Below are 18,943 nucleotides of genomic sequence, written 5' to 3'. Positions count from 1 at the left end.
CAAAAAACTTTCTTGCCTAAATAACAAAATTCTGATAGTTGATCGATGCTGGCGCGGGGTACCACCGCACCGGCCCCCACCCAGAGTCGGGTGGGGCTACCTTTTCAACCCCTCTTTCGAACCATTGGAAGCCGAAACAAGAAGAGTGGTCAGGAGCCAGACCCCTGCAAACGTATAAAATTTCCAATTGAACTCATAGTCGGATTCGCTACTGAAACTGACGAAGAAGATATCCGGCATAAAGAAGCCCAGACCGAGAAGAAGTCCTAAAAATATCTGAAGGACGAATAAAACTTTATAAAGCCAGTCGCTTCTCCAAAACCCTCCGAAGAAAAAAACCAGAAAGGAAGGAAGGATGAAGAATATATTCGTGGCGACCCGTATGTTTTCCTGTTCTTCGGATCCAAGATTGATCTTATAGCCGACCCAGCTCGAAAGACTGAAAAGAAGTTGGGCAAAACTGAAAACGAAAATGAATTTCTCGCTTCCGGATTTTTCGAAGAAGAATTCCTTAAATCTACCGTACAATTCCGAAAAGAAACGTTGCCATCCGTGCAGTACGACAGGAATGGCCGGAAAGGCGAGGCCGAGGTCCTTCAAAAAGGAAGAAAAAAGCATGGATTATTCTATTTCTGCCGTAATTTCCACTTCAACAGGAGCGCCGAGCGGAAGAGCTACGCAACCGACAGCAAAACGAGCGTGTCTGCCGGACTCGCCGAACAATTCCAAGAGAAGATTCGACGCGTAATTCGCCACGAGATGTTGTTCGAAAAAAGTGGAAGAAGAAGCTACGAAAACGCCCACTTTGACGATGGATTTGATTTTGTCCAATCCGCCGATCAGAGCGGAGATTGCTGCCAACCCGTTCAAGGTCGCCTGCTCGGTGGCTTCCTTGACGTCGCTTACCAAAAGATCGAAGCCCAACGCACCGGAAACGACCAGTTTTCCGTCTTTCATCGGAAGTTGTCCGGAGGTGAATACGAGTCGATCGGAACGGTTTGCCGGTATATAGGAGGCGATCGCTTTCGGAGCCGGAGGAAACTCTAGTCCCAAAGATTTGATTTTTTCAAGAACGTTCAAGGAAGTGCCCCTCCGGAAAGCGATTCCTTCTATAACAGACTCGGCACCCTTTTTTTCAAGCAGTTTAGAAACGGATTTTCGTTTGTCGGCCCTTTCGGGAGGAAACGGAAAACGGATTTTTCTTTACCCTAGAGTACGCCGGCAAATCCTGAGAACAAAAGTAGAGGAATGGATTCGATCTTCGATTTAAAACCGCATCCGAAATATCCGGAGGAGTATCTCGTATGTTCCCGTACGGGAGTCCATTTCTACCGAAAGGCGAGAGAAAGAGAATACGAGGATTCCTATTTCCAAGAGGAATACAAGAACCAATATAAAAAAACGTATTACGAAGATGAGCCCCAATTAAGAGAGCTCGCTCGACGAAGATTGGCCTCTCTTGCCCGATTCCAAAATCCGAACGGGAAAACCCTGTTCGAAGTCGGATGCGCTGCCGGTTTTTTTTTAGATGAGGCTAAAAAAGCGGGATATTCCGTAACAGGGATGGAGCTTTCCGAAACCGAAGCTTCCTTCGCCCGGAAAACCTTGGGTTTAAACGTGATCTCCGGATCTTTTTTGTCGGATGAACTTCTTCCGAAGGAAAAATTCGACGCGGTCTGCGCGTTTTTCGTCGTGGAACACTTTTCGGATGCGGAGGCAGTGTTTCGAAAACTGACTGATTTGGTTCGATCTGGCGGATTGCTCTTTTTAGGGTTGCCTTCCTTATTCGGCCCGACGTTCCGGACGAACCCGACAGAATGGTTTGCCGGGCATCCTAAGGATCATTTTTGGGATTATTCGCCGGATTCCCTGAAAAAAATGTTGAAATTGTACGGTTGGCGCACGGTATATAAGAAACCTATGTCCTACCACCCGACTAGAGATAAGGGTTGGAGAGGAAAAGTTCTACCTCATCCTCTATTTGTCCGCTATGCGAACCTCGCCTGCTACGCGGATACATTCCATTTAATCGCGATTAAAATAGTATGAAATTCGAAGAATTAAACCTCGAACCAAACCTGCAAAAAGCTATCGAAAAAGCCGGTTTCGTCGAGCTCACACCAATCCAGGAAAAGGCCATTCCCCACGGAATCGAGGGGAAGGACATCACCGGATTAGCCCAGACCGGAACAGGCAAGACAGTGGCCTTTCTCGTTCCGATCATTCACAATGTCCTGACCAAAGGAATCAAGGGAGTCAGCACGCTGATCCTCGCACCAACTCGGGAACTAGTCATTCAGATTTCCGAAGAGGCGGAGAAGCTCCTAAAGTACACCGATACCAGGGTGGTCCCGATCATCGGCGGTACGGATTATAAATCCCAGAACCGGGATTTAGAAGGTCTAAACGGACTCATCGTCGCTACACCCGGACGTTTGATAGATTTGGCCAGAGGCGGCACTGCCGACCTGGAGCAAGTCCAATTTTTTGTCCTAGATGAAGCGGACCGGATGCTCGATATGGGATTCATTAACGATATCCGTTGGTTGCTCCATAAATGCAAGAATCGTAAACAGACTCTGCTGTTTTCGGCCACTTTATCCGTGGAAGTCATGCGTCTGGCGTATCGCTTTATGAACGAGCCGGTCGAGATCCAGATCAATCCGGACAAACTCATCACCGAGAGGATCGACCAAAAATTGGTCCACTTGGGGCGGGAAGAAAAACTTCCTTATATGGTGAATACGATTCTGGATTCCGAAGTGGACGGCCAGGGAATCATATTCACGAATTTTAAAGCGAATATCCCTCGTATCGTTCATACTCTTCGCAAATACGGAATTCCGGTCACCGGAATCTCTTCCGATCTGGATCAGAAAAAGAGACTGCGTCTGATGAGGGATTTCAAGTCAGGACGTTTCAAATACATGGTTGCTACGGACGTTGCGAGCCGCGGGATCGACGTGGAAAATATCGGTCTAGTTTTCAACTTCGACCTCCCTCAGGATACCGAAAATTACGTTCACCGGATCGGCCGTACTGCGAGAGCAGGGCGTTTGGGAAAATCGGTCAGCTTTTGCTCGGAGACCGATTATAACGAACTGGAAAAGATAGAACGTTATCTTAGACAAAAGATAGAAGTTACCCCTGTCGAGGAAGAGCTTTTGGATTTTCCGAAAGGCGAGTTCGAGCCGTTCGTAGCGGGAGACGCGTACGACCAGGGTCCGAAGGAAAGACACCAAAGGAACGGAAAGCAACCGCAATCCAGGGATGGAAGAGGAAATCGGAAACAGGGAGATCGCAACGGGTCTTTCCAAACCGAGAACCGGGATCGGGGACCTCGGGAAGGCAAGGATAGAAACCGGGATCGCGGAAAAGCACGTTTCGAGCGTAAAAAACCGGAATCCGCCATTCGGGAAGCGGAACAATTTCTGCAAAAAGCGGATACAGTTTTGGGGACCGTCGCGGAAAAAAGGGACAAGAATCCCAAGAATAAGAAAAAAGGAAAGAACCGCCAACCGAAAGAGGGCGGCGTCAACAAATCCTTCCAGTCCGAAGAACGTTCTCGAAACCAAACGTACGATAAGAAAAAGAGAAACCTTTTCGACATCAACGAATCGAAACAAAATCAAAGTAAGAAGAAGGAATCCGTTTGGCGAAAAATCAAATCCTTCTTCGGGGACTGATCCTACTTTTTCTATCGGGAGGCTCCCCGCTATTTTCCGAAGTTCGCATAACGACGATCGGAAAGAATCGTTATGTGCGCTTCGAGGAAATCGGAAAACGGATCCCGAGTTTACAAACCAAATTCGAGTCGGCCATTCTGGTCGGCTCCGTCTCTCATCCGTCGGGGGAGATTCGTTTTCGAATCGGTTCCCCTTTTTATTCCTTCAACGGTAGCCTCGAAAAGACGAACCTTCCCGTTCTATATCGCGACAAGGATTTTCTACTCCCTCCGGAAGTAGTGGAGGCGATCTTTGTCCGCCTTCTTTCGGAAGACGTAAAATACGAATTCTCCGATTCGGAACTGACTTTCGAGATCCTGCCGAAAGCCGAAAGGCTGCATCTTGCCTCGATCATCGTGGACGCGGGACACGGGGGGAAGGATCCGGGGACTTCCTCAGGAAAAGGCATCCAGGAAAAAACCGTCTCTTTGCAAGTCGCTCGAATCCTGAAAAAATTTCTAAATAAGGTGTACCCCGAAGTCAGAGTCGTTTTGACTCGCTCGGAAGATCATTTCGTGGAACTAGAGAGGAGGTCCGATGTCGCAAATAAGGAAACTCAGAAAGGGGGTTCCGTTCTTTTCTTAAGTCTACATTGCAACGCTTCGATTTCCGAAGACGTAAACGGCTTCGAGGTCTATTACCTTTCCCAGACGCCCTCCACCGAATCCGCCAGAGAAACCTCGATCTTGGAAAATAAAATCGTCGGTCGTCGAGGAGGAACGGATATTCGGAAAATCCAAGCGGGGATGCTTTCTTCCCTGATCCAAAGGAGGAGTCGGGCTTTGGCTCACAGCGTCGAATCGGAGATGAAAAAAAAGCTCGCTCCCAAGATATTGTCCCGAGGGGTAAAAAAGGCGGATTTTTCCGTTCTTCGGGGAAGCCTAATGCCCGCGATTCTCGTGGAGATGGGCTATCTGACCAGCGGGAAAGAGTCCGAACAGCTTGCGAACCAGGCGCAACAAGTCCGGATCGCAAAAAGTATCCTGGAAGGAATACGAGCCTATGAATTGGCAAAAGATTAAAGAAGTTTTCGAAAAATTTCTGGAACGATGGGAACGGTTCTATTCCTGGATTTTCGGCTTAGCCACTCTTCCTTCGAACAACGCGCAAGCCAAGAGACTGTTGTTTTTATCCTATTCCTGGATCGCGGTCCTTCTCTTCTTGACCGGCTTTATCCTTGCCGGCAAGAATCCTCTCAAACTTCTTCTTCCTTTTTCCATTTATGATCTGCCGAACTTGGATCCGCGCAAAGACGTGGTGATCTACGGTTCGGATGGGGAAGGAGAAACCTTTCCCATCCATCGAAAAGTGCTTTTGGACGGGAAAGATTTCCGACATGACGTTCTCACTCTCGTGGGGGAAGTGGGGGAATCCAGCTACTTCGATCCTTCCGTTCCGAACGACGCGGTTCATTTTAGAAATCTGAAAAAACTTCCGAACCTCCAGGACTCGGTCATCGCGATCTGGAAACGAGGAGACCTTCTGATTTTGGATATGAGAAAGTCCACTCTTGAGGAATTACTCGGGGAGATGAAATTCCGGATCGATTACACGTACGCCAGCCAAATGACGGAAGAGGAAAAATCGAAGGAAATTACCCGTAGAAAATTATCCCTGCTTTCTTCTTCTTTCAAGGCGGTCGAACGTACCATATTCGAGAATGACCCCGATCTGAACCGCATCGAATTCAGATTAGGCGGAGAAGCGGAAGAGATCCGAGGTTTGGTTTACTCACTCACGGAAATCCATATCAGAAACCCGAAATAGGCCGGGTTTTCGCGCTCTTCCTTTCCCGTTTCGCCTTTTTTCCGAGCCAGTTACGGCCGATATTCATAGCAGCCATGTTTCCTTTCCGACGTTCCTCAGATCGTATTTTATCGGGTCTTTTTCTCGTGCCGCTTGCGTTTGCACTTGGAGGACTTTTCGCCGCGGCGGATCTTCAGATCGCTCCGGAGGTGGGAAATATTTCCGACTTTCGGACGGATCGTATCGCTTTTCATTATGTCCAACTTGTGGACAAGGACGGAAACGCGATCCCGGACCGAAATTCCGGAAAGGACAATTCGGAAGCCACGTTAGTCATTATCGACCGAGGACAATTGACCCTACTAAAGGACGGATATGATGATCCGTCCCAAGTTCGCGACCGGGAACGGGAATACTTGGCAAAAATTTACCATTATACCCGTTTGAGAGAGTTGGAACAGGAATATAAAAAACTTCCGGAAGCGGAAAAGAGAACTCTTCGAACCGCTACCGAAGCGGATGCATCGGATCCTAAAGTCGGCGATTCCGGCAAGGAAGCCAAGGCGGTTTCCTCCGCCGAGAATAAGTCCGCGACAAATTCCGTTCTTCCCGAGCCGGAACCCAGATCCAAAGGCTTAGATCTACTGTTGAAGTTCGACGACGAACTTTTGAAACACTATGGAGCCGCAAAAGCCGCCTATGCGGAATACGTTCGCTCCGAAAAAATTTACGGAAAGGATTCTCCTCGGACTAGCTCTTTGCGAAACAAATACTCCGAAGCTATGGAAAGGGTTTCGGCAAGGAAACGAGTCCTCTCTAATTTTCTCCGGAATCCCGGTCCGGAAACGAATCCGTATCCTGGAGATCGTAAGGACCAAAACGTTTTTACCAATCATATGAACGGAGTGCCGGACTATTACCTGCATTCCACTAGTCCCAGGGAAGTGGACGGAATGATCAGAGGTGAAGAGGAAGTCGGAAAGAAATACGGGGAATTGTATCGCAAGGCCCGGGATCGATTGGTGGACGCCGAGATAGAGAAGTTGTACTATTATTTTTGGAACCGGGATATGACCAATACCAGAATCAAAGTGGAGAAATACCTCAAAGGGAAGAAGGTCGTAGTGGTCACCGGAGATTCCACAGTCTACACGATGATCGACAAGGAAGATGACGGAATTACGGAATCGTTTTTCGTGGATTCTCCCGGACTTCGTTTCTCCTGGGGACGGGATATTCCGAATATACTCTCCATCTCAAATTGTACCGACGAGGCGATCCTTTCTAAGATCAAGTCTCTCGCGGACGAGGTCGCCTCGGGAAGGATCCAGAAAAAGGTGGAAAAACTGGACATCACCGTTCCCGAAGAGCAGATTCTGGAAGAGCTAAAACCTTTATTAAAGAACCTTTAAGTATTCGAAAACGGATCTTCCGATCGTCAGGCTTCGTCTATCTCCACATTTTCGAGAGTATCGAAAAACCCGGTTTGTAAAAGAGGGCCGAAGTCGACCATATCCTCCGCGGAGAGTTTCAATCCGTTTTCCATGGAATAGGCCTGGAGTAGGGAAGCGCAGGCTAAGTGGCTTTCACCCAACTGGGAGTGGGCTCTGGCCTTGACGACTAGGATATCCGCATCGGATTCCCCGAAGTATTTGATATAAAGATCGATGAATTTCAACGCGTTCTTGTGGTCGCCGACCTTCAGATAACATTGGGCGATCATATCATAATGGAGAAACGTTTCCTCTTCGTCCATTCTCATGGCGGTCTTGAGAGAAGCCAGTCCTGAGTTGTAATCTCCTCTCTGGAAATACAGATACCCGAGTTCCGCCCAAATATCCTTACGTTTGATCCCCCTGCCTCGCGAGAGCTTTTCCTGAGAAAGGGCCTGTTTCAGGACGGCAATCGCCTCGTTTGACCGATCGGTATCCTTCAACAGACTTGCAAGAGTCAGATAGAGTTCCAATTGATCGGGAAAAGACTCTATCGCCTTGCTTAATATCTTTTTCGCGGACTTATAGTTGTGAACCTTGATCAGATAGTTCGCGTAATGTAGATGGCTCTCCGGATGTCCGACGAACTTATCCAGCAATTCCTGGAACAAATTTAAAGTTTCCCGGGTATTCCCGATGTGATACTGGCACCAGGCTTGCCGATTCTTTACTTTCAGTACCGTTTTAGGGTTCTGGGTGAAATTCAGGGATTCCTTGTACAAATTAAACGCTTTGGTAAATTCCCGTTGCCTTTCCCTTTGGATGGCGTTGCGTATCAATTCCCTGAATCCCACGACTGGGACAGATTAAAAAAAAAGCTAAAATAATCAAGTTTTCCTCGGATTGACCGATGATTGAAATGGGGGGATAGAAAGAGATTTTCCCCCGATTTCGACGGATTTTCGTCGGAGAGGAAAAACGATTATGGAGATTAGCAACCAAGCCAGCCAATCCATGATGCTCGAACGCATCGCAAATTTGCCCCGCGAAATTTTTCAGGCCCAAGCCGATCTGAATTCCAAGCTGCTACGAGTAGGCGTGGAATCCAAATTGCAGGCTCAGGACATCGAAGGGAAAGCTAGACTGCTCGATATTTACGCTTAAGCGAAATCGATCAGTTCTTATTGTATTCCGGGCGTTTTCGGTCCCGAAAGGAAGCCAAGACTTCCCGAAAATCCTTGGAATCTAAAAAGCTGGAATTCCAGACTGCGACGTAATTCAATCCTGCGTTTAAGGGTTTTCCTTCGCAGAAATTCATCACTTCCTTTACTCCTTGGACGACGATTCTGGGGTTGGCTGCGATTTCCGCGGCCGTCGCCAAGGCGGCTTCCAATAATTTTTCCTGCGTATCGAATAATTTGGAAACCAAGCCGATCCTCCGGGCTTCTTCTGCGTCTATATCTTTTCCGGTAAGCGCCAACTCTCTAGTATGGCCTTGCCCGATGATTGCAGGCAATCGGTTCAACGATCCCATGTCGGCTACGATTGCGACCTTGGCTTCCCGGAGGGAAATCGAAGCGTCGTGAGTCGCATAACGGATATCGCAAGCCGAAATCAGATCCAGGCCGCCTCCGATACAATGTTTATGAACGGCTGCGATCGACGGTTTCGGGGAATCGTAGACCGCGTTGATTCCTTTTTGCATCCTTAGAATCAGATCGTAGAATTTGAAACGGTCGTCTCCGTAAGTACCCTGCACCGTTTCTCCGAATTCCTTAAAAAACGAATCCAGATCCAATCCGGTCGAAAAGGATTTTCCCCTTCCGGCGATCACGAAGGAGCGGATCGAAGAAGCCGAATTGATTTCTTCGATCGCATCGGGTAGATCGCGCCAAAAACTCCAATCCATCGCATTGCGTTTGTCGGGACGATTCAGATATAAAATTGCCGTTCCGTCATGCTTCGGAACGATCTCGAAAAATTCGAAGGAGGTTTTCATTCCGATCAGAATAATCCTGCCGGAAGGGACAGGGCTACCATTTTTTAAAGGAGCTAAAGCTACATACCCCTGGCCGGGGAGAACGGTTCGTTATTTTCGGACGGGAAATGTGAGTTTTGCGGAGCAACCGGAAGAATTCTCCCACTCCATCTTGCCTTGTAACAGTTTGACGAAGGAATCCACCAGAGAAAGTCCCAGAGAATGGGCGCTCCTATTCCGTATCGCATCTGCGGGAAACCCCACGCCGTTATCCTTGACTTCCAACACGTAATCCGAACCGTTCTTGTGAAAGTTCACCCGAATTTCCCCATCCTCTCTGTTTACGAATCCGTGTTTAAAGGAGTTGGTCAAAAGTTCGTTGATGATCAAAGCGCAGTTCATTCCCGTTTCGCTAGGAATCCTACATTCCTTTACGTTCAGGATGAGCTTGAATTTTTCCCGATTCACTTTATAAACTTCGAATAGAAGATCCGTCAATTTACGGACGTATAAATCGAAACTAATGGAAGAAAGATCGTGGTTTTCGTACAGCACCTCGTGGAGCAGGGCTACTGCGTGTATCCTGTGTTGGCTCTCCTTAAAGATGTCCATACTTTCCTGGTCCTTGAGATGAGAAGCGTTCATGCTCAGGATCGAAGAAATGATTGTCAGGTTGTTTTTGATTCTATGATGGATTTCCTTAAGATAGGATTGTCCCGGATCGTCGGAATTTTCGGTTCCAAAGACGATCATCGTTCCGGTCGCAACGCCTTCCGTATTTAGAATAGGCGAGGAGCTGACGGAGACATTTTTTTTTCGTCCTAAGCTATCTACGATCGTACGGTTTTCCGAATCGATTCCGGCTCCTTTCTCCAGAACGTCGGAAAGCGGAATTCCTTGTGCGTCCCCTTCGAAATTTTCCAGCTTAAGAATCCGAGAGAGAGGTTGACCGATGCATTCCGAAAACGGAATTCCTGTCATTTCCTCCGCCGCAGGATTGCAGAAGATCACGATTCCGTTTTCGTCGGTGGTGATGATTCCCGATTCGATTTTGTTTAAAGTGGATTTAAGCGATTCTTCCTGTTTACGACTTTTGAATTCCACTTCGTTTTTATACAAGGCGACTTCGATGGAAGAACGGAGTTGGTCGGACTCGAAAGGTTTTACGATATAGCCTAGGGGCTGGGTTCTTTTAGCGCGATTGAGAGTGTTTTCGTCCGCGTAAGCGGTTAGATAAATGACGGGGGTTTGAAATCGATTTCTCAGCACTTCGGCGGTTTGGATTCCGTCCAGATTCCCTTCTATATTTATATCCATCAAAACCAGATCCGGATGATTTTCCTCCGCCTTTTGGATCGCTTCTTCCCCCGACGAAGTGATTCCGACGAGGTCGTATCCTAACTTCTTGAGTTTCTGGCCAAGATTCACGGCCACGATGATCTCATCCTCAACTACAAGAATTTTAGGCTTCGTAAGCATACTTCTAATCTACGAGTAAAACGTTTCGTTTCAATCACATTTATTAGAAATCGTTTATGAAAATATTGGCGAAAAGGTTTCGAAAATGAACTGTACGTCACACGCAATCAATAATCGGAACAGGGGAAAATTTTTACTCACATCGATAAATGAAGTCCGGATTTCGTTCGGAATAGGGATCCGGAACAGCATCGTTTTCTCTTTCGAACATATGTTCAAAAATTTCTTCTGTCTCTTATAGAAGAAATTAATCCTTAGTACCTAGTTTTTTACGGGTAAACGGATTAATTTCTTCTAGTGATTGGGTTTTCCGCCTCTTTTGAAAGCGAGGCCTTTTAGATATTTGCTCGGATTTACGGATTTGCCTTTATGAATGACTTCGAAATGCAAATGGGGGCCGAAGCAATATCCGGTGCATCCGGAAGTGGCGATTTTTTTTCCGGCTACGACATAGTCTCCGCGTTTTACGTTCAGGCGCGAATTGTGAGCGTATAAGGTTTTAAATTCGTCGTTATGCTCGAGCACGACTGCGTTTCCGTATCCGCCCATCCAACCCGCAAAGACGACTTTCCCGTTCCTAGCTGCCATTACGATTTCATAATTCGCTTTCAGGTCCAATGCTTCGTGGAATTTATGCTGAGGGAAGGTTCTCCAGCCATAGTTGGACGTAACGATCCGCGAGGTGACTGGAATCACCCATTTCGGAGCCGGATCTGGAATCACCGCGCCAGGCAGAAAAACTTTTTGTCCGGGGCGAAGGACGTCCAGATCATCCAGTTTGTTTTCCTCCATGATCTCGTCCAGGTTCACTTTGTACAGGGATGCTACCCTGGCGATCGTGTCTCCCGCCTTGACCTTATAGAGAAGTCCTTGCTTGTTCGGAATCTGTAGGATCTGACCGGGATAAAGAGTGTCATCCATGTTGATATTGGAGGAACCGGCGATGGATTCCATGGATACCTTAAACCGCGTCGCTATCTCCGAAAGGGATTCGTTTCGTTTCACCTTATAAGTGGTTACTTTGAGCTGTTTTTTCTTGTCGGCCGGATTACGGATTTCGTTGGCCATCAGGATCGTGAGCTTGGCCTTTTCGGATTCCTCTAGAAATTTCTCGTCCCCTTTTTTGGCCTTTAAATCTTCCGAATCATTTTCGGAAATTTCCTCCGGCTTGGGATCCATGGATGCGTTGGAAGGACTCATCCAGATCCCGAAAAAAAGAAGAATGAAAAGGACGGATGCGAAGGCGGGGATCATCCGGAATTTTCTTCTCCGGAAATCCACACTCCCGTGGTGGAGGTTGCCTCGAAAATAAAAGGAATAATGGAAATGAAAGGAGCCGAGATAGATCAGCGTAAAATTATCCGTCCGGAGAAGTTCTTTTCCCGCGGAGAGCTGTCTGGGCTTCTTGAAGATCATACGTTCTAATTATCGGTCGGGCAGCTTCGGCTCTGCCCGAGTTTTTCCCCAGGGATGGGTTTTAGAAAGGAAAAAGGGGATCCCTCCGGTTTATTCTTCCTTTCCGTTGTCCAAGGTGCGCGTGCCTCCGAAGGACTCTTCCACTATTTTTTTCACGTCTTTCTTTTGGCCTCCGGTCACGGTAATGTTTCCTTTGGCAACGACTCCTTTGGCCAAGGTCAGAGCGGGAGCAATGATGTCTCCTAAGAGACGGCCTGTCTCCTCCAACCGGACTTCGGCTTCGGCCTTGATATTCCCGATCAAGGTCCCGGCCACTATGACCTCGCGAGCCGCGATATTGGTCCGGACTTTTCCGGTTTCTCCGATGAAAAGGGCGTCGTCGGTTTTGATTTCTCCCTCGAACTTTCCGTCGATACGCAGAGAGCCAGCGATATAAAATTTACCCTCGAAGATAGAACCGGGGCCGATTACGCTGTTATTATTATCTTTACCGATGGCCATCTGTCACTCCTGAATGATTTAAAAATACCTGGGAATAAAATCTATTTGGCAACGGCTCCGGAAAACGACAACTCTTTTTAGAGTTGGAACCGAGGCGTTAGAGTTAACGAATTACGTCCTCGTCCCCTTCGAAGAGATTCGGTTTTTTCTTTTTAGGGGAAGTCGGCTTGGGTTGAGGGAGAGGAGCAGGCTCGGTCAACCCTCTATGATCGTCGCAGACTTCGGTGGGGACGGTTTCCTTATCGAATACTTCCTCTTCCGTTTGGTGGCAATGGCTACCCGGCAATTTACCCGATATGGAACAGATGGTGCGCCTGACGATTTTCGGATCTCCAAAAGCGAAGGGTTTGGACTTTTCCTTGGAAAGAGCGTTGGCCATGAATCTTCCCCAAATGGGAGCGGCAACGACGGCGCCCGACATTCCTTTTCCCAAGGAAAGGGTTCCGATGTCGTAACCGACCCAGACCACTCCGACCAATTCGGGAGTATACCCCGCAAACCACGCGTCCCGGAAATTGTTCGTCGTGCCCGTTTTGCCCGCCGCCGGTCGCGTCAGTCCGTAGGACCTAGCACCGGTTCCGGTTCCCTTTTTGATCACGTCCTCCATCATGGAAGTGATGACATAACTGACTTCGGGAGAGACGAGCTGTTTCCTTTCCTTTTTCTCGTTATCTTTGCGGAAATCCTTTAACAGATTTCCCTTATCGTCCTCCACGTACAGAACGCTTAAAGGGAATACCCGTTTTCCGCCGGAGGCGAATACCGCATACGCCCTTGCGAGTTCGTAGGGAGATACTTCAAAACTTCCTAATGCAATGGAGAAGTCCCTCGGAAGGTTTCGGTTCTCCACCTGAAGCAATCTTTCTAGATTCGGAAGAAGATTGTTGAGTCCAGTATGTTCCAGTAACCGTACGGCTACGCTGTTTCTGGATAATTCCAGGGCCTGGCGCAAGCGTATGAATCCGGAATATTCTCCGGAATAATTCGTAGGATTCCATTCGTCGCCGTCCTCCAAGACGTATTGCAACGGAGAATCGTCGAAGAGGGAAGCCGCCGTGACGTTCTTTTTCGGATCCGGATTTTCGTGATAATATTCCATCGCGGAAGCGTAAACTAACGGTTTGAAGGCGGAACCCGGTTGTCTATACGCCTGGAACGCCCGGATCTGTTGGTTGTCGGATCGGAAGCCGGATCCTCCTACCATCGCGGTAATATAACCGGTTTCCGGTCGGAGGGAAATCAAGGCTCCTTCCACAGGCAGCAAGTGATCTTCGGTGGCCTGGGTTTTATAACTCCAATCCACGACTTCGCCCAGACCTTCCGTTCCGGAAATCAGATTTAAGACGGAAAGCTCGTCCCTAAGATCCTCCTGCCAGGCACGGTTGAAGGTCCGGAAGGATCTGGAGATCTTGAACTTGAATTCGGGAATATCGTGCAATCCTGCGAGAATTTCATAAATGTCTCCGTACGCGTCCTCGAACGCGTCGATTTTCGTAAAGGCCCGTTGGTTGGACAATAAGGTTTGCTGCTTGAGCCCTGCCGCCAAAGCTTTTTCCGCCTGGGTTTGGTGCTGTATGTTCAGCGTCGTATAGATTTTGAGTCCGCCCTCGTAGAGCTGGGTCTTGGGAATGATCCGGGCAAGATTTTTGCGGACATATTCCGTAAAGTAAGGAAAACGGTTCAACCTATCGGAAAAAGCGGAATCATTGGGGGATCGGTTTAGGGTAATGTAATATTCCGAAAATGCGTCGAATTCTTTTTCCGCGGTTTTTACGTCCAAAATTCCGTTTTCCACCAGCTTTTTGAAGACGACCCGAACCTTTCCTTCGGAGGTAATCGGGTTGGCCAAGGGCGAAAATTCCTTAGGACGAGTGGTCAAGCTGGCCAAAAGAGCCGCTTCTCCCCAACTGAGGTCCTTGATGTCCTTGCGGAAATAGAAACGTGCCGCTGCTCCTGCTCCGATCGTCCCGTGTCCGAGCGGAATTTCGTTCAGATAGATCTGCATCAGAGTCTTCTTGTCGAAGGTCGCTTCTAATAACATGGCAAGCCAGGCTTCTCTCGCTTTCCGGAGAAAAGAGCGTTCCGTATTCAAAAATTTTAATCTTGCCACCTGCTGGGTGATGGTGGAAGCGCCTTCCTTTACCCTGCCTGCGATCAGGTTGACCATGGTGGCTCGCAGGATTCCTCTTATGTCCAAACCTCGGTGGGAACGGAAATTATTGTCTTCCGTAGATTCGAAGCAGCGGATCACCTTATTGTCCCATCCTCCGGGAAGGTCCGCGTCGGTTAATACGATTCGTGAAAAACGATAGAATTCAGCGATGGGTTCGTAATTACCGTCGGAATTGACTCCGTAAAGAAGAGAGGGTTTTTCGTATCGATCCGCGGTAGGTACCCTCCAGATATCCTTTACGGAAAATACGAATAAAAATCCGTTCAGCAGGAGGAGCCCCGAGCAAAGATAGACCAACTTTCTGACGGGGTGATCGGAATCCAGAACGGTCCGGATTCTTTCCCGAAAGATCGTCACGAAATAACGGGACAAAAAATCTACGGGTTCTTTTTTCATATTTCGTGCGTGGCCCGGCTCATGACAAGGGAGAGAATTGTTTCATCGTGTCGATTCCATGATAACGCAAACCGGTATCCAAATTGTACCCCTGGTATTCCTTCAAAATCGCAGCACGGGACGTTTTGTCATGCAGATAATTCCAGGCCGCACTGACCGCGTCTTTGGCCGCATCGCAGGACCGATTGAGCAATTCGATAAAGGAATCGTTCCGGATCAGGGACGGATCGGCGGGATAGGACCATTCCTTTTTTTCTTCGTTCATGATCCTCTTATCTATATGTTCCTTCAGAGGAAGCATGAGCACGGAGGATTTTACTTTGTGAAAGGAGATTTTATCTAAAAAACTTAAGGCCGCCCGAACGAAGGAATTGCGCGAATCCAGATATCTGTGGAATTGCACGTATCCCAAAAACGATTCGTTTAGAATATCGCCCGGGATGATTTTGTCTTCCGATCCGAGATAATTGGATCTGAATTTCTCGGGGAAAGTTTCCTTTAATCCGTTCAGCCAGAAATGCCAAAGCATAGGATCCATTTTTCTTTTTCCGTCCTTGGCTTTATGGATCACATCCACATGATGTACGAAATCATAAGCTTTCGGGGTCATTCCCCAGCGGAAATCCAGCAACCAGGAATCCAGAGCGAATTCCACCCTCATATGGTTGTATTGGGCGACGCTGCCTATCTCCTTGTCCGCACTATAAAAATCTCCGGAAATAAAGAAAATGTAAGGGTGAGTTATGATATCCACCGCGCAATGAATGATATAGCCCAGGGTGAACGCGATGAATCTGTCCCTGTACAAACCTTCTTCGGTGGAAAGGATCCGATCCAAAAAACTTAGGACCAGCTCGAATACTTTTTCGTGATGGCTGAGGTCTCCCCATCCCGTGGCTTTCTTCGTCCGCCGCGGAGAGAGAATATGATAAAAATAAAAAATATCCGGCGCGATCGCCCCGATATTCGCGTACTTGCGCGTGCTTTCTTCCCGGAGCAACTTTGCGATTTTTCGTTGCTCTTGCGTCCCGTGATCCAAGTGTTTACAAACTTGAGAGAGGGCTTCCAGATGGGTGATTTTGCCTGCCATAATCGGAATTTTGCCTTTGAAAAAACCCGGACCGATCGGAAAGATGGCCTATAACTATCTAGAAAAGCCTCCATACGTATGCAATCAATAGAAAATCTAAAATTTTTGACAAGATCGGAAGTTCGAAAAGTAGCGGAAACGTTCGGCACTCCCGTCTTCGTTTATACAAGAGCGGGAATCGAATCCAGTTGCGACGCCGCTCTTGCGTTTCCGAACGCCTTCGGGTTGACGGTTCGCTTTGCTATGAAAGCGAATCCGAATCGAACCATTCTGGAAATTCTGAAAAGAAAAGGAATCCGGATCGACGCCTCCTCCGAACACGAAGTGAAGCGGGCCTTGGCCGCCGGTTTTCTTCCTGCCGATATTTTACTTACGTCCCAGCAACTTGCCGCTTCCTTAAAGGATCTGGTCGCGCAAGGCGTGCAATTCAACGCCTGTTCTTTGCACCAATTGGAGGAATTCGGAAAAATCTTTCCGGGCAAGGAAGTCAGCGTGCGTTTTAATCCGGGTCTAGGCTCGGGAGCGACGAAAAAGACGGATGTGGGAGGACGGACTTCTTCTTTCGGAATCTGGCACGAAGAGTTGGAAAAGGTCCAGTCTCTGGTTTCCCGATACGACCTGAAGTTATATCGTGTTCATACCCATATCGGTTCCGGTTCGGATCCGGAGGTATGGAAGGCGGTAGCGCAGCATACTCTGGACATCGCTTCCAAATTCCCCACTTGTCGGATCGTGAATCTAGGCGGGGGTTTTAAGGTGGGAAGAATGAGAGAGGAAAAAACGACGGATCCTCAGGTCATCGGCGTCCCCGTAAAGCAATTGTTCGAGACCTTTGCTGCCGAAAAAGGAATTAAGCTCCGTATGGAAATAGAACCTGGCTCTTTCCTGATGGTGAATCACGGAGCCATTCTTTCCAAAGTGGACGACGTCGTGGACACGGGCAAAGGCGGATTTACGTTCGTGAAGTTGGACATGGGGATGGACGTAAATACGAGACCTGCACTTTATGCTGCGAAGCACCCCCTGGTCGTGGTCCCGGTTCGTGAAGAAGAGGAAAGAAGGGCCGGCGACTTCGTTTACGTAGGGCATTGTTGCGAGAGCGGGGATTTGCTGACCCAGGAAGAAGGCGGAGGACCTCAATCCAGAACCACTCAGGAGCCTAGGATCGGGGATCTCGTCGTGATGGAGGGAACGGGCGCTTATTGTTCCTCCATGTCGGTCAAGAACTACAATTCCTATCCGGAGACTCCGGAGGTGTTGCTGGATACGAACGGCGAATTCAAATTGATCCGCAAAAAACAGAATCCGGAACAAATCGTTCAAAATGAAATCCTGGTTCCCCTCTGAGAATCTGTACATTCTACTGCTTTCGGGAGGGACAGGAACTCGGATGGGTTCCTCCGTTCCGAAGCAATTCCTGGAACTCGAAGGGGAATCTTTGCTCTTACATAGCCTGAGATCCTTTCTAGACTGGGGAAAGTCCAGGAGCATCATTCTCGTTTCTCATCCTGAATATATGGAGCGTACGGAAAGGCTTTGTTCTCCGTACCTGCGGGAAAGGGATAGGATTGTGGAAGGAAGAATCACAAGGCACGGTTCCACCTTGGCCGGTCTGGACTGCCTTCGGATTTCCGATGCGGATTTGGTTTTAGTCCACGACGCCGCTCGTCCTTTCGTGTCTGCCGCGGACCTGGACAGACTTTCCGTTGCGGCGGAGAGTTACGGGGTTTCCACATTAGCGGATCGAAATTATGAAACCGTTTTGGAAGAGGAACCGAAGGGAATTCGGTTTTTGGATCGGGACAAAATCTGGTTCATGAAAACTCCCCAAGCGATTCGCGGAGATCTTTTGAAGAGTTTGCCGAGGGAATCGCAAGAAGGGGAGCCCACCGATTTGTGCACGTGGGCGCAAAAATCGGGAATTCCGGTGAAATTAACGGAATCCCATCCGTACAATATCAAAGTGACCCGTCCGGAAGATTTGGAACTTGCCGCGGCTCTTTACCCGCTGTTTCGAAAAGTGAAATAATTTCCTCCGAAAATCCGTTTCTTGAATCGCTTGACGTCACGTATTCTCGAAGGATCCTGGCTTTGTCCTCGCGAGTGTGGTGAAATTGGTAGACACGCCAGATTTAGGTTCTGGTGCAGTAATGTGTGGGGGTTCGAGTCCCTCCACTCGCAATGCTTCCGTCGGAAGTATCTATGGCCGCGGCTTTGCAGCCCGGGCTGCTTCGGGTTCGCGGAGTCCCGCTCATCCAACACGATCCTTTTTTCCTTCCTGAAATCCCGTCTCTAAGTCGCGCGTTGGACAAGCCCTGCGCATCCCTCGCGGGGAGAAAGTAGACTGCATTTTGTATCTTGACAAGTTGTCAACTTAAGCCAAAGCTCAGGGTATGAAATCCTTTCCCGTCGGCGAACTCAAATCTCGCTTTTCCGAGATTTTGGAATCTGTTAAAAATGGAGAAAAAGTGGGAATTCTTTTTAAAAACGATCTGGTAAGGCTTGTGCAGCCGTCGCTTTTAACGCGATGCATCGAGCTTGCTTTTGCAGCCCTCGGAGGTTTCGCAGGTCGGTTCAATTGGCCTCGGTGTATTTTCTGAAATTATCGAGTATGGCCTGCCAACCGCCTTTCTGCATTTCAACAGGATTCTCCGTTTCTGGATCGAAACTGACCGTCACAAGGGTTTTGTGATCTTTGTTTTCAAAGTTTACGATCGCCTTTCTACCGTCCGCCATCGTGTAACTGAAATTCTTCTGGGGAGTGATCGCATCGTAGGTAGCCTCGAACTCGAAGCCGAAACTTCCGTCTTTGGCTTCCATTCTCGCGCTATATTTGCCGCCCGGCCTCATGTCGTTTTTGGCCCAAGGGCATTGCCAGTCGTCGGAAGCGAAGTTCCATTTGGTGATGTGTTTAGGATCGGTATAGTAATCCCAGACTTTTTGAATCTCCGCTGCAATCGCGGATTGAACGATGATTTGTTTCGAGTTCATTCTGGGAAATCTACC

19 protein-coding genes, 1 tRNA gene and 1 pseudogene are annotated in these 18,943 nt (G+C 48.3%); 11 read left to right on the top strand and 10 right to left on the bottom strand.

The genetic code is table 11. From position 1 onward, the window contains the following. Positions 1 to 96: 96 nt before the first annotated feature. Positions 97 to 618, bottom strand: coding sequence for a hypothetical protein (locus tag EHO60_RS15890; protein ID WP_135769190.1), 522 nt, complete (start codon positions 616 to 618; stop codon positions 97 to 99). A 3-nt stretch (positions 619 to 621) separates the two neighbouring features. Beyond that, the gene (locus EHO60_RS15885; protein ID WP_135769189.1) at positions 622 to 1,080 is read right to left on the bottom strand and encodes a RidA family protein; all 459 of its coding nucleotides are present in this window, start codon (positions 1,078 to 1,080) and stop codon (positions 622 to 624) included. A gap of 168 nt (positions 1,081 to 1,248) precedes the next feature. Between EHO60_RS15885 and EHO60_RS15880 the strand changes: the two genes are divergently transcribed. From EHO60_RS15880 to EHO60_RS15860, 5 genes are all read left to right on the top strand, one after another. Continuing rightward, positions 1,249 to 2,049 (top strand): class I SAM-dependent methyltransferase, encoded by an 801-nt coding sequence (locus tag EHO60_RS15880; RefSeq protein ID WP_135769188.1) that lies wholly within the window; start codon positions 1,249 to 1,251, stop codon positions 2,047 to 2,049. Continuing rightward, positions 2,046 to 3,686, top strand: coding sequence for a DEAD/DEAH box helicase (locus EHO60_RS15875; protein ID WP_135769187.1), 1,641 nt, complete (start codon positions 2,046 to 2,048; stop codon positions 3,684 to 3,686). The genes EHO60_RS15880 and EHO60_RS15875 overlap by 4 nt, the downstream gene beginning before the upstream one ends. Continuing rightward, positions 3,653 to 4,747, top strand: a complete 1,095-nt coding sequence (locus tag EHO60_RS15870; protein ID WP_135769186.1) for an N-acetylmuramoyl-L-alanine amidase family protein — start codon at positions 3,653 to 3,655, stop codon at positions 4,745 to 4,747. The genes EHO60_RS15875 and EHO60_RS15870 overlap by 34 nt, the downstream gene beginning before the upstream one ends. Continuing rightward, positions 4,728 to 5,492 carry an LIC_10740 family protein gene (locus tag EHO60_RS15865; protein WP_135769185.1) on the top strand — a complete coding sequence of 255 codons (765 nt, stop codon included), beginning with the start codon at positions 4,728 to 4,730 and terminating at the stop codon, positions 5,490 to 5,492. Before EHO60_RS15870 ends, EHO60_RS15865 begins: the two co-directional genes overlap by 20 nt. 74 nt (positions 5,493 to 5,566) lie before the next feature. Beyond that, complete coding sequence (locus EHO60_RS15860; protein ID WP_135769184.1) at positions 5,567 to 6,883, top strand: hypothetical protein; 1,317 nt, start codon at positions 5,567 to 5,569, stop codon at positions 6,881 to 6,883. Between the two features lie 26 nt (positions 6,884 to 6,909). Here the strand turns inward: EHO60_RS15860 and EHO60_RS15855 are convergent, their stop codons facing one another. Next, complete coding sequence (locus tag EHO60_RS15855; protein WP_135769183.1) at positions 6,910 to 7,758, bottom strand: tetratricopeptide repeat protein; 849 nt, start codon at positions 7,756 to 7,758, stop codon at positions 6,910 to 6,912. 130 nt (positions 7,759 to 7,888) lie between these two features. Here EHO60_RS15855 and EHO60_RS15850 point away from each other — a divergent pair, with 130 nt between their 5' ends. Next, on the top strand, positions 7,889 to 8,068 hold the full coding sequence (locus EHO60_RS15850) for a hypothetical protein (protein WP_135769182.1): 180 nt from the start codon (positions 7,889 to 7,891) through the stop codon (positions 8,066 to 8,068). 10 nt (positions 8,069 to 8,078) lie between these two features. On the opposite strand, the gene EHO60_RS15845 is transcribed toward EHO60_RS15850, so the two are convergent. From EHO60_RS15845 to EHO60_RS15820, 6 genes are all read right to left on the bottom strand, one after another. Further along, positions 8,079 to 8,903, bottom strand: coding sequence for a crotonase/enoyl-CoA hydratase family protein (locus EHO60_RS15845; RefSeq protein WP_135769181.1), 825 nt, complete (start codon positions 8,901 to 8,903; stop codon positions 8,079 to 8,081). 90 nt (positions 8,904 to 8,993) lie between these two features. Continuing rightward, positions 8,994 to 10,361 carry a histidine kinase dimerization/phosphoacceptor domain -containing protein gene (locus EHO60_RS15840; protein ID WP_135769180.1) on the bottom strand — a complete coding sequence of 456 codons (1,368 nt, stop codon included), beginning with the start codon at positions 10,359 to 10,361 and terminating at the stop codon, positions 8,994 to 8,996. 294 nt (positions 10,362 to 10,655) lie between these two features. Further along, on the bottom strand, positions 10,656 to 11,777 hold the full coding sequence (locus tag EHO60_RS15835) for a peptidoglycan DD-metalloendopeptidase family protein (protein ID WP_135769179.1): 1,122 nt from the start codon (positions 11,775 to 11,777) through the stop codon (positions 10,656 to 10,658). Positions 11,778 to 11,867: 90 nt separating this feature from the next. Then, a complete protein-coding gene (locus tag EHO60_RS15830; protein ID WP_135769178.1) occupies positions 11,868 to 12,278 on the bottom strand; it encodes a bactofilin family protein in 411 nt (136 codons plus the stop codon). A 103-nt stretch (positions 12,279 to 12,381) separates the two neighbouring features. After that, positions 12,382 to 14,847, bottom strand: a complete 2,466-nt coding sequence (locus tag EHO60_RS15825; protein ID WP_135769177.1) for a penicillin-binding protein 1A — start codon at positions 14,845 to 14,847, stop codon at positions 12,382 to 12,384. A 19-nt stretch (positions 14,848 to 14,866) separates the two neighbouring features. Beyond that, positions 14,867 to 15,937: a zinc dependent phospholipase C family protein gene (locus EHO60_RS15820; RefSeq protein ID WP_135769176.1), complete on the bottom strand. Its 1,071-nt coding sequence runs from the start codon at positions 15,935 to 15,937 to the stop codon at positions 14,867 to 14,869. Between the two features lie 78 nt (positions 15,938 to 16,015). On the opposite strand from EHO60_RS15820, the gene EHO60_RS15815 reads away from it, so the two are divergent. The 5 genes and pseudogenes from EHO60_RS15815 to EHO60_RS15800 all read left to right on the top strand — a co-directional run. Continuing rightward, a complete protein-coding gene (locus EHO60_RS15815; RefSeq protein ID WP_135769175.1) occupies positions 16,016 to 17,284 on the top strand; it encodes a diaminopimelate decarboxylase in 1,269 nt (422 codons plus the stop codon). Beyond that, a complete protein-coding gene (locus tag EHO60_RS15810; protein WP_135769174.1) occupies positions 17,262 to 17,966 on the top strand; it encodes an IspD/TarI family cytidylyltransferase in 705 nt (234 codons plus the stop codon). The genes EHO60_RS15815 and EHO60_RS15810 overlap by 23 nt, the downstream gene beginning before the upstream one ends. Positions 17,967 to 18,036: 70 nt before the next feature. Next, positions 18,037 to 18,118 (top strand) — tRNA-Leu (locus tag EHO60_RS15805). Between the two features lie 21 nt (positions 18,119 to 18,139). Beyond that, a complete protein-coding gene (locus EHO60_RS17170) occupies positions 18,140 to 18,280 on the top strand; it encodes a hypothetical protein (RefSeq protein ID WP_167880244.1) in 141 nt (46 codons plus the stop codon). Between the two features lie 50 nt (positions 18,281 to 18,330). Continuing rightward, positions 18,331 to 18,420 (top strand): annotated as a pseudogene (locus tag EHO60_RS15800) (prevent-host-death protein); the annotation flags it as partial. A 91-nt stretch (positions 18,421 to 18,511) separates the two neighbouring features. Here the strand turns inward: EHO60_RS15800 and EHO60_RS15795 are convergent. After that, positions 18,512 to 18,928 carry an SRPBCC family protein gene (locus EHO60_RS15795; RefSeq protein ID WP_135769173.1) on the bottom strand — a complete coding sequence of 139 codons (417 nt, stop codon included), beginning with the start codon at positions 18,926 to 18,928 and terminating at the stop codon, positions 18,512 to 18,514. Between the last annotated feature and the right edge of the window lie 15 nt (positions 18,929 to 18,943).

The sequence above is a fragment of the Leptospira fletcheri genome, assembly GCF_004769195.1.
In the GTDB taxonomy this organism is placed as follows: Bacteria; Spirochaetota; Leptospiria; order Leptospirales; family Leptospiraceae; genus Leptospira_B; species Leptospira_B fletcheri.
The sequence above is the reverse complement of the archived record's forward strand: the minus strand, read 5'-3'. Positions and strand labels throughout refer to the sequence as shown.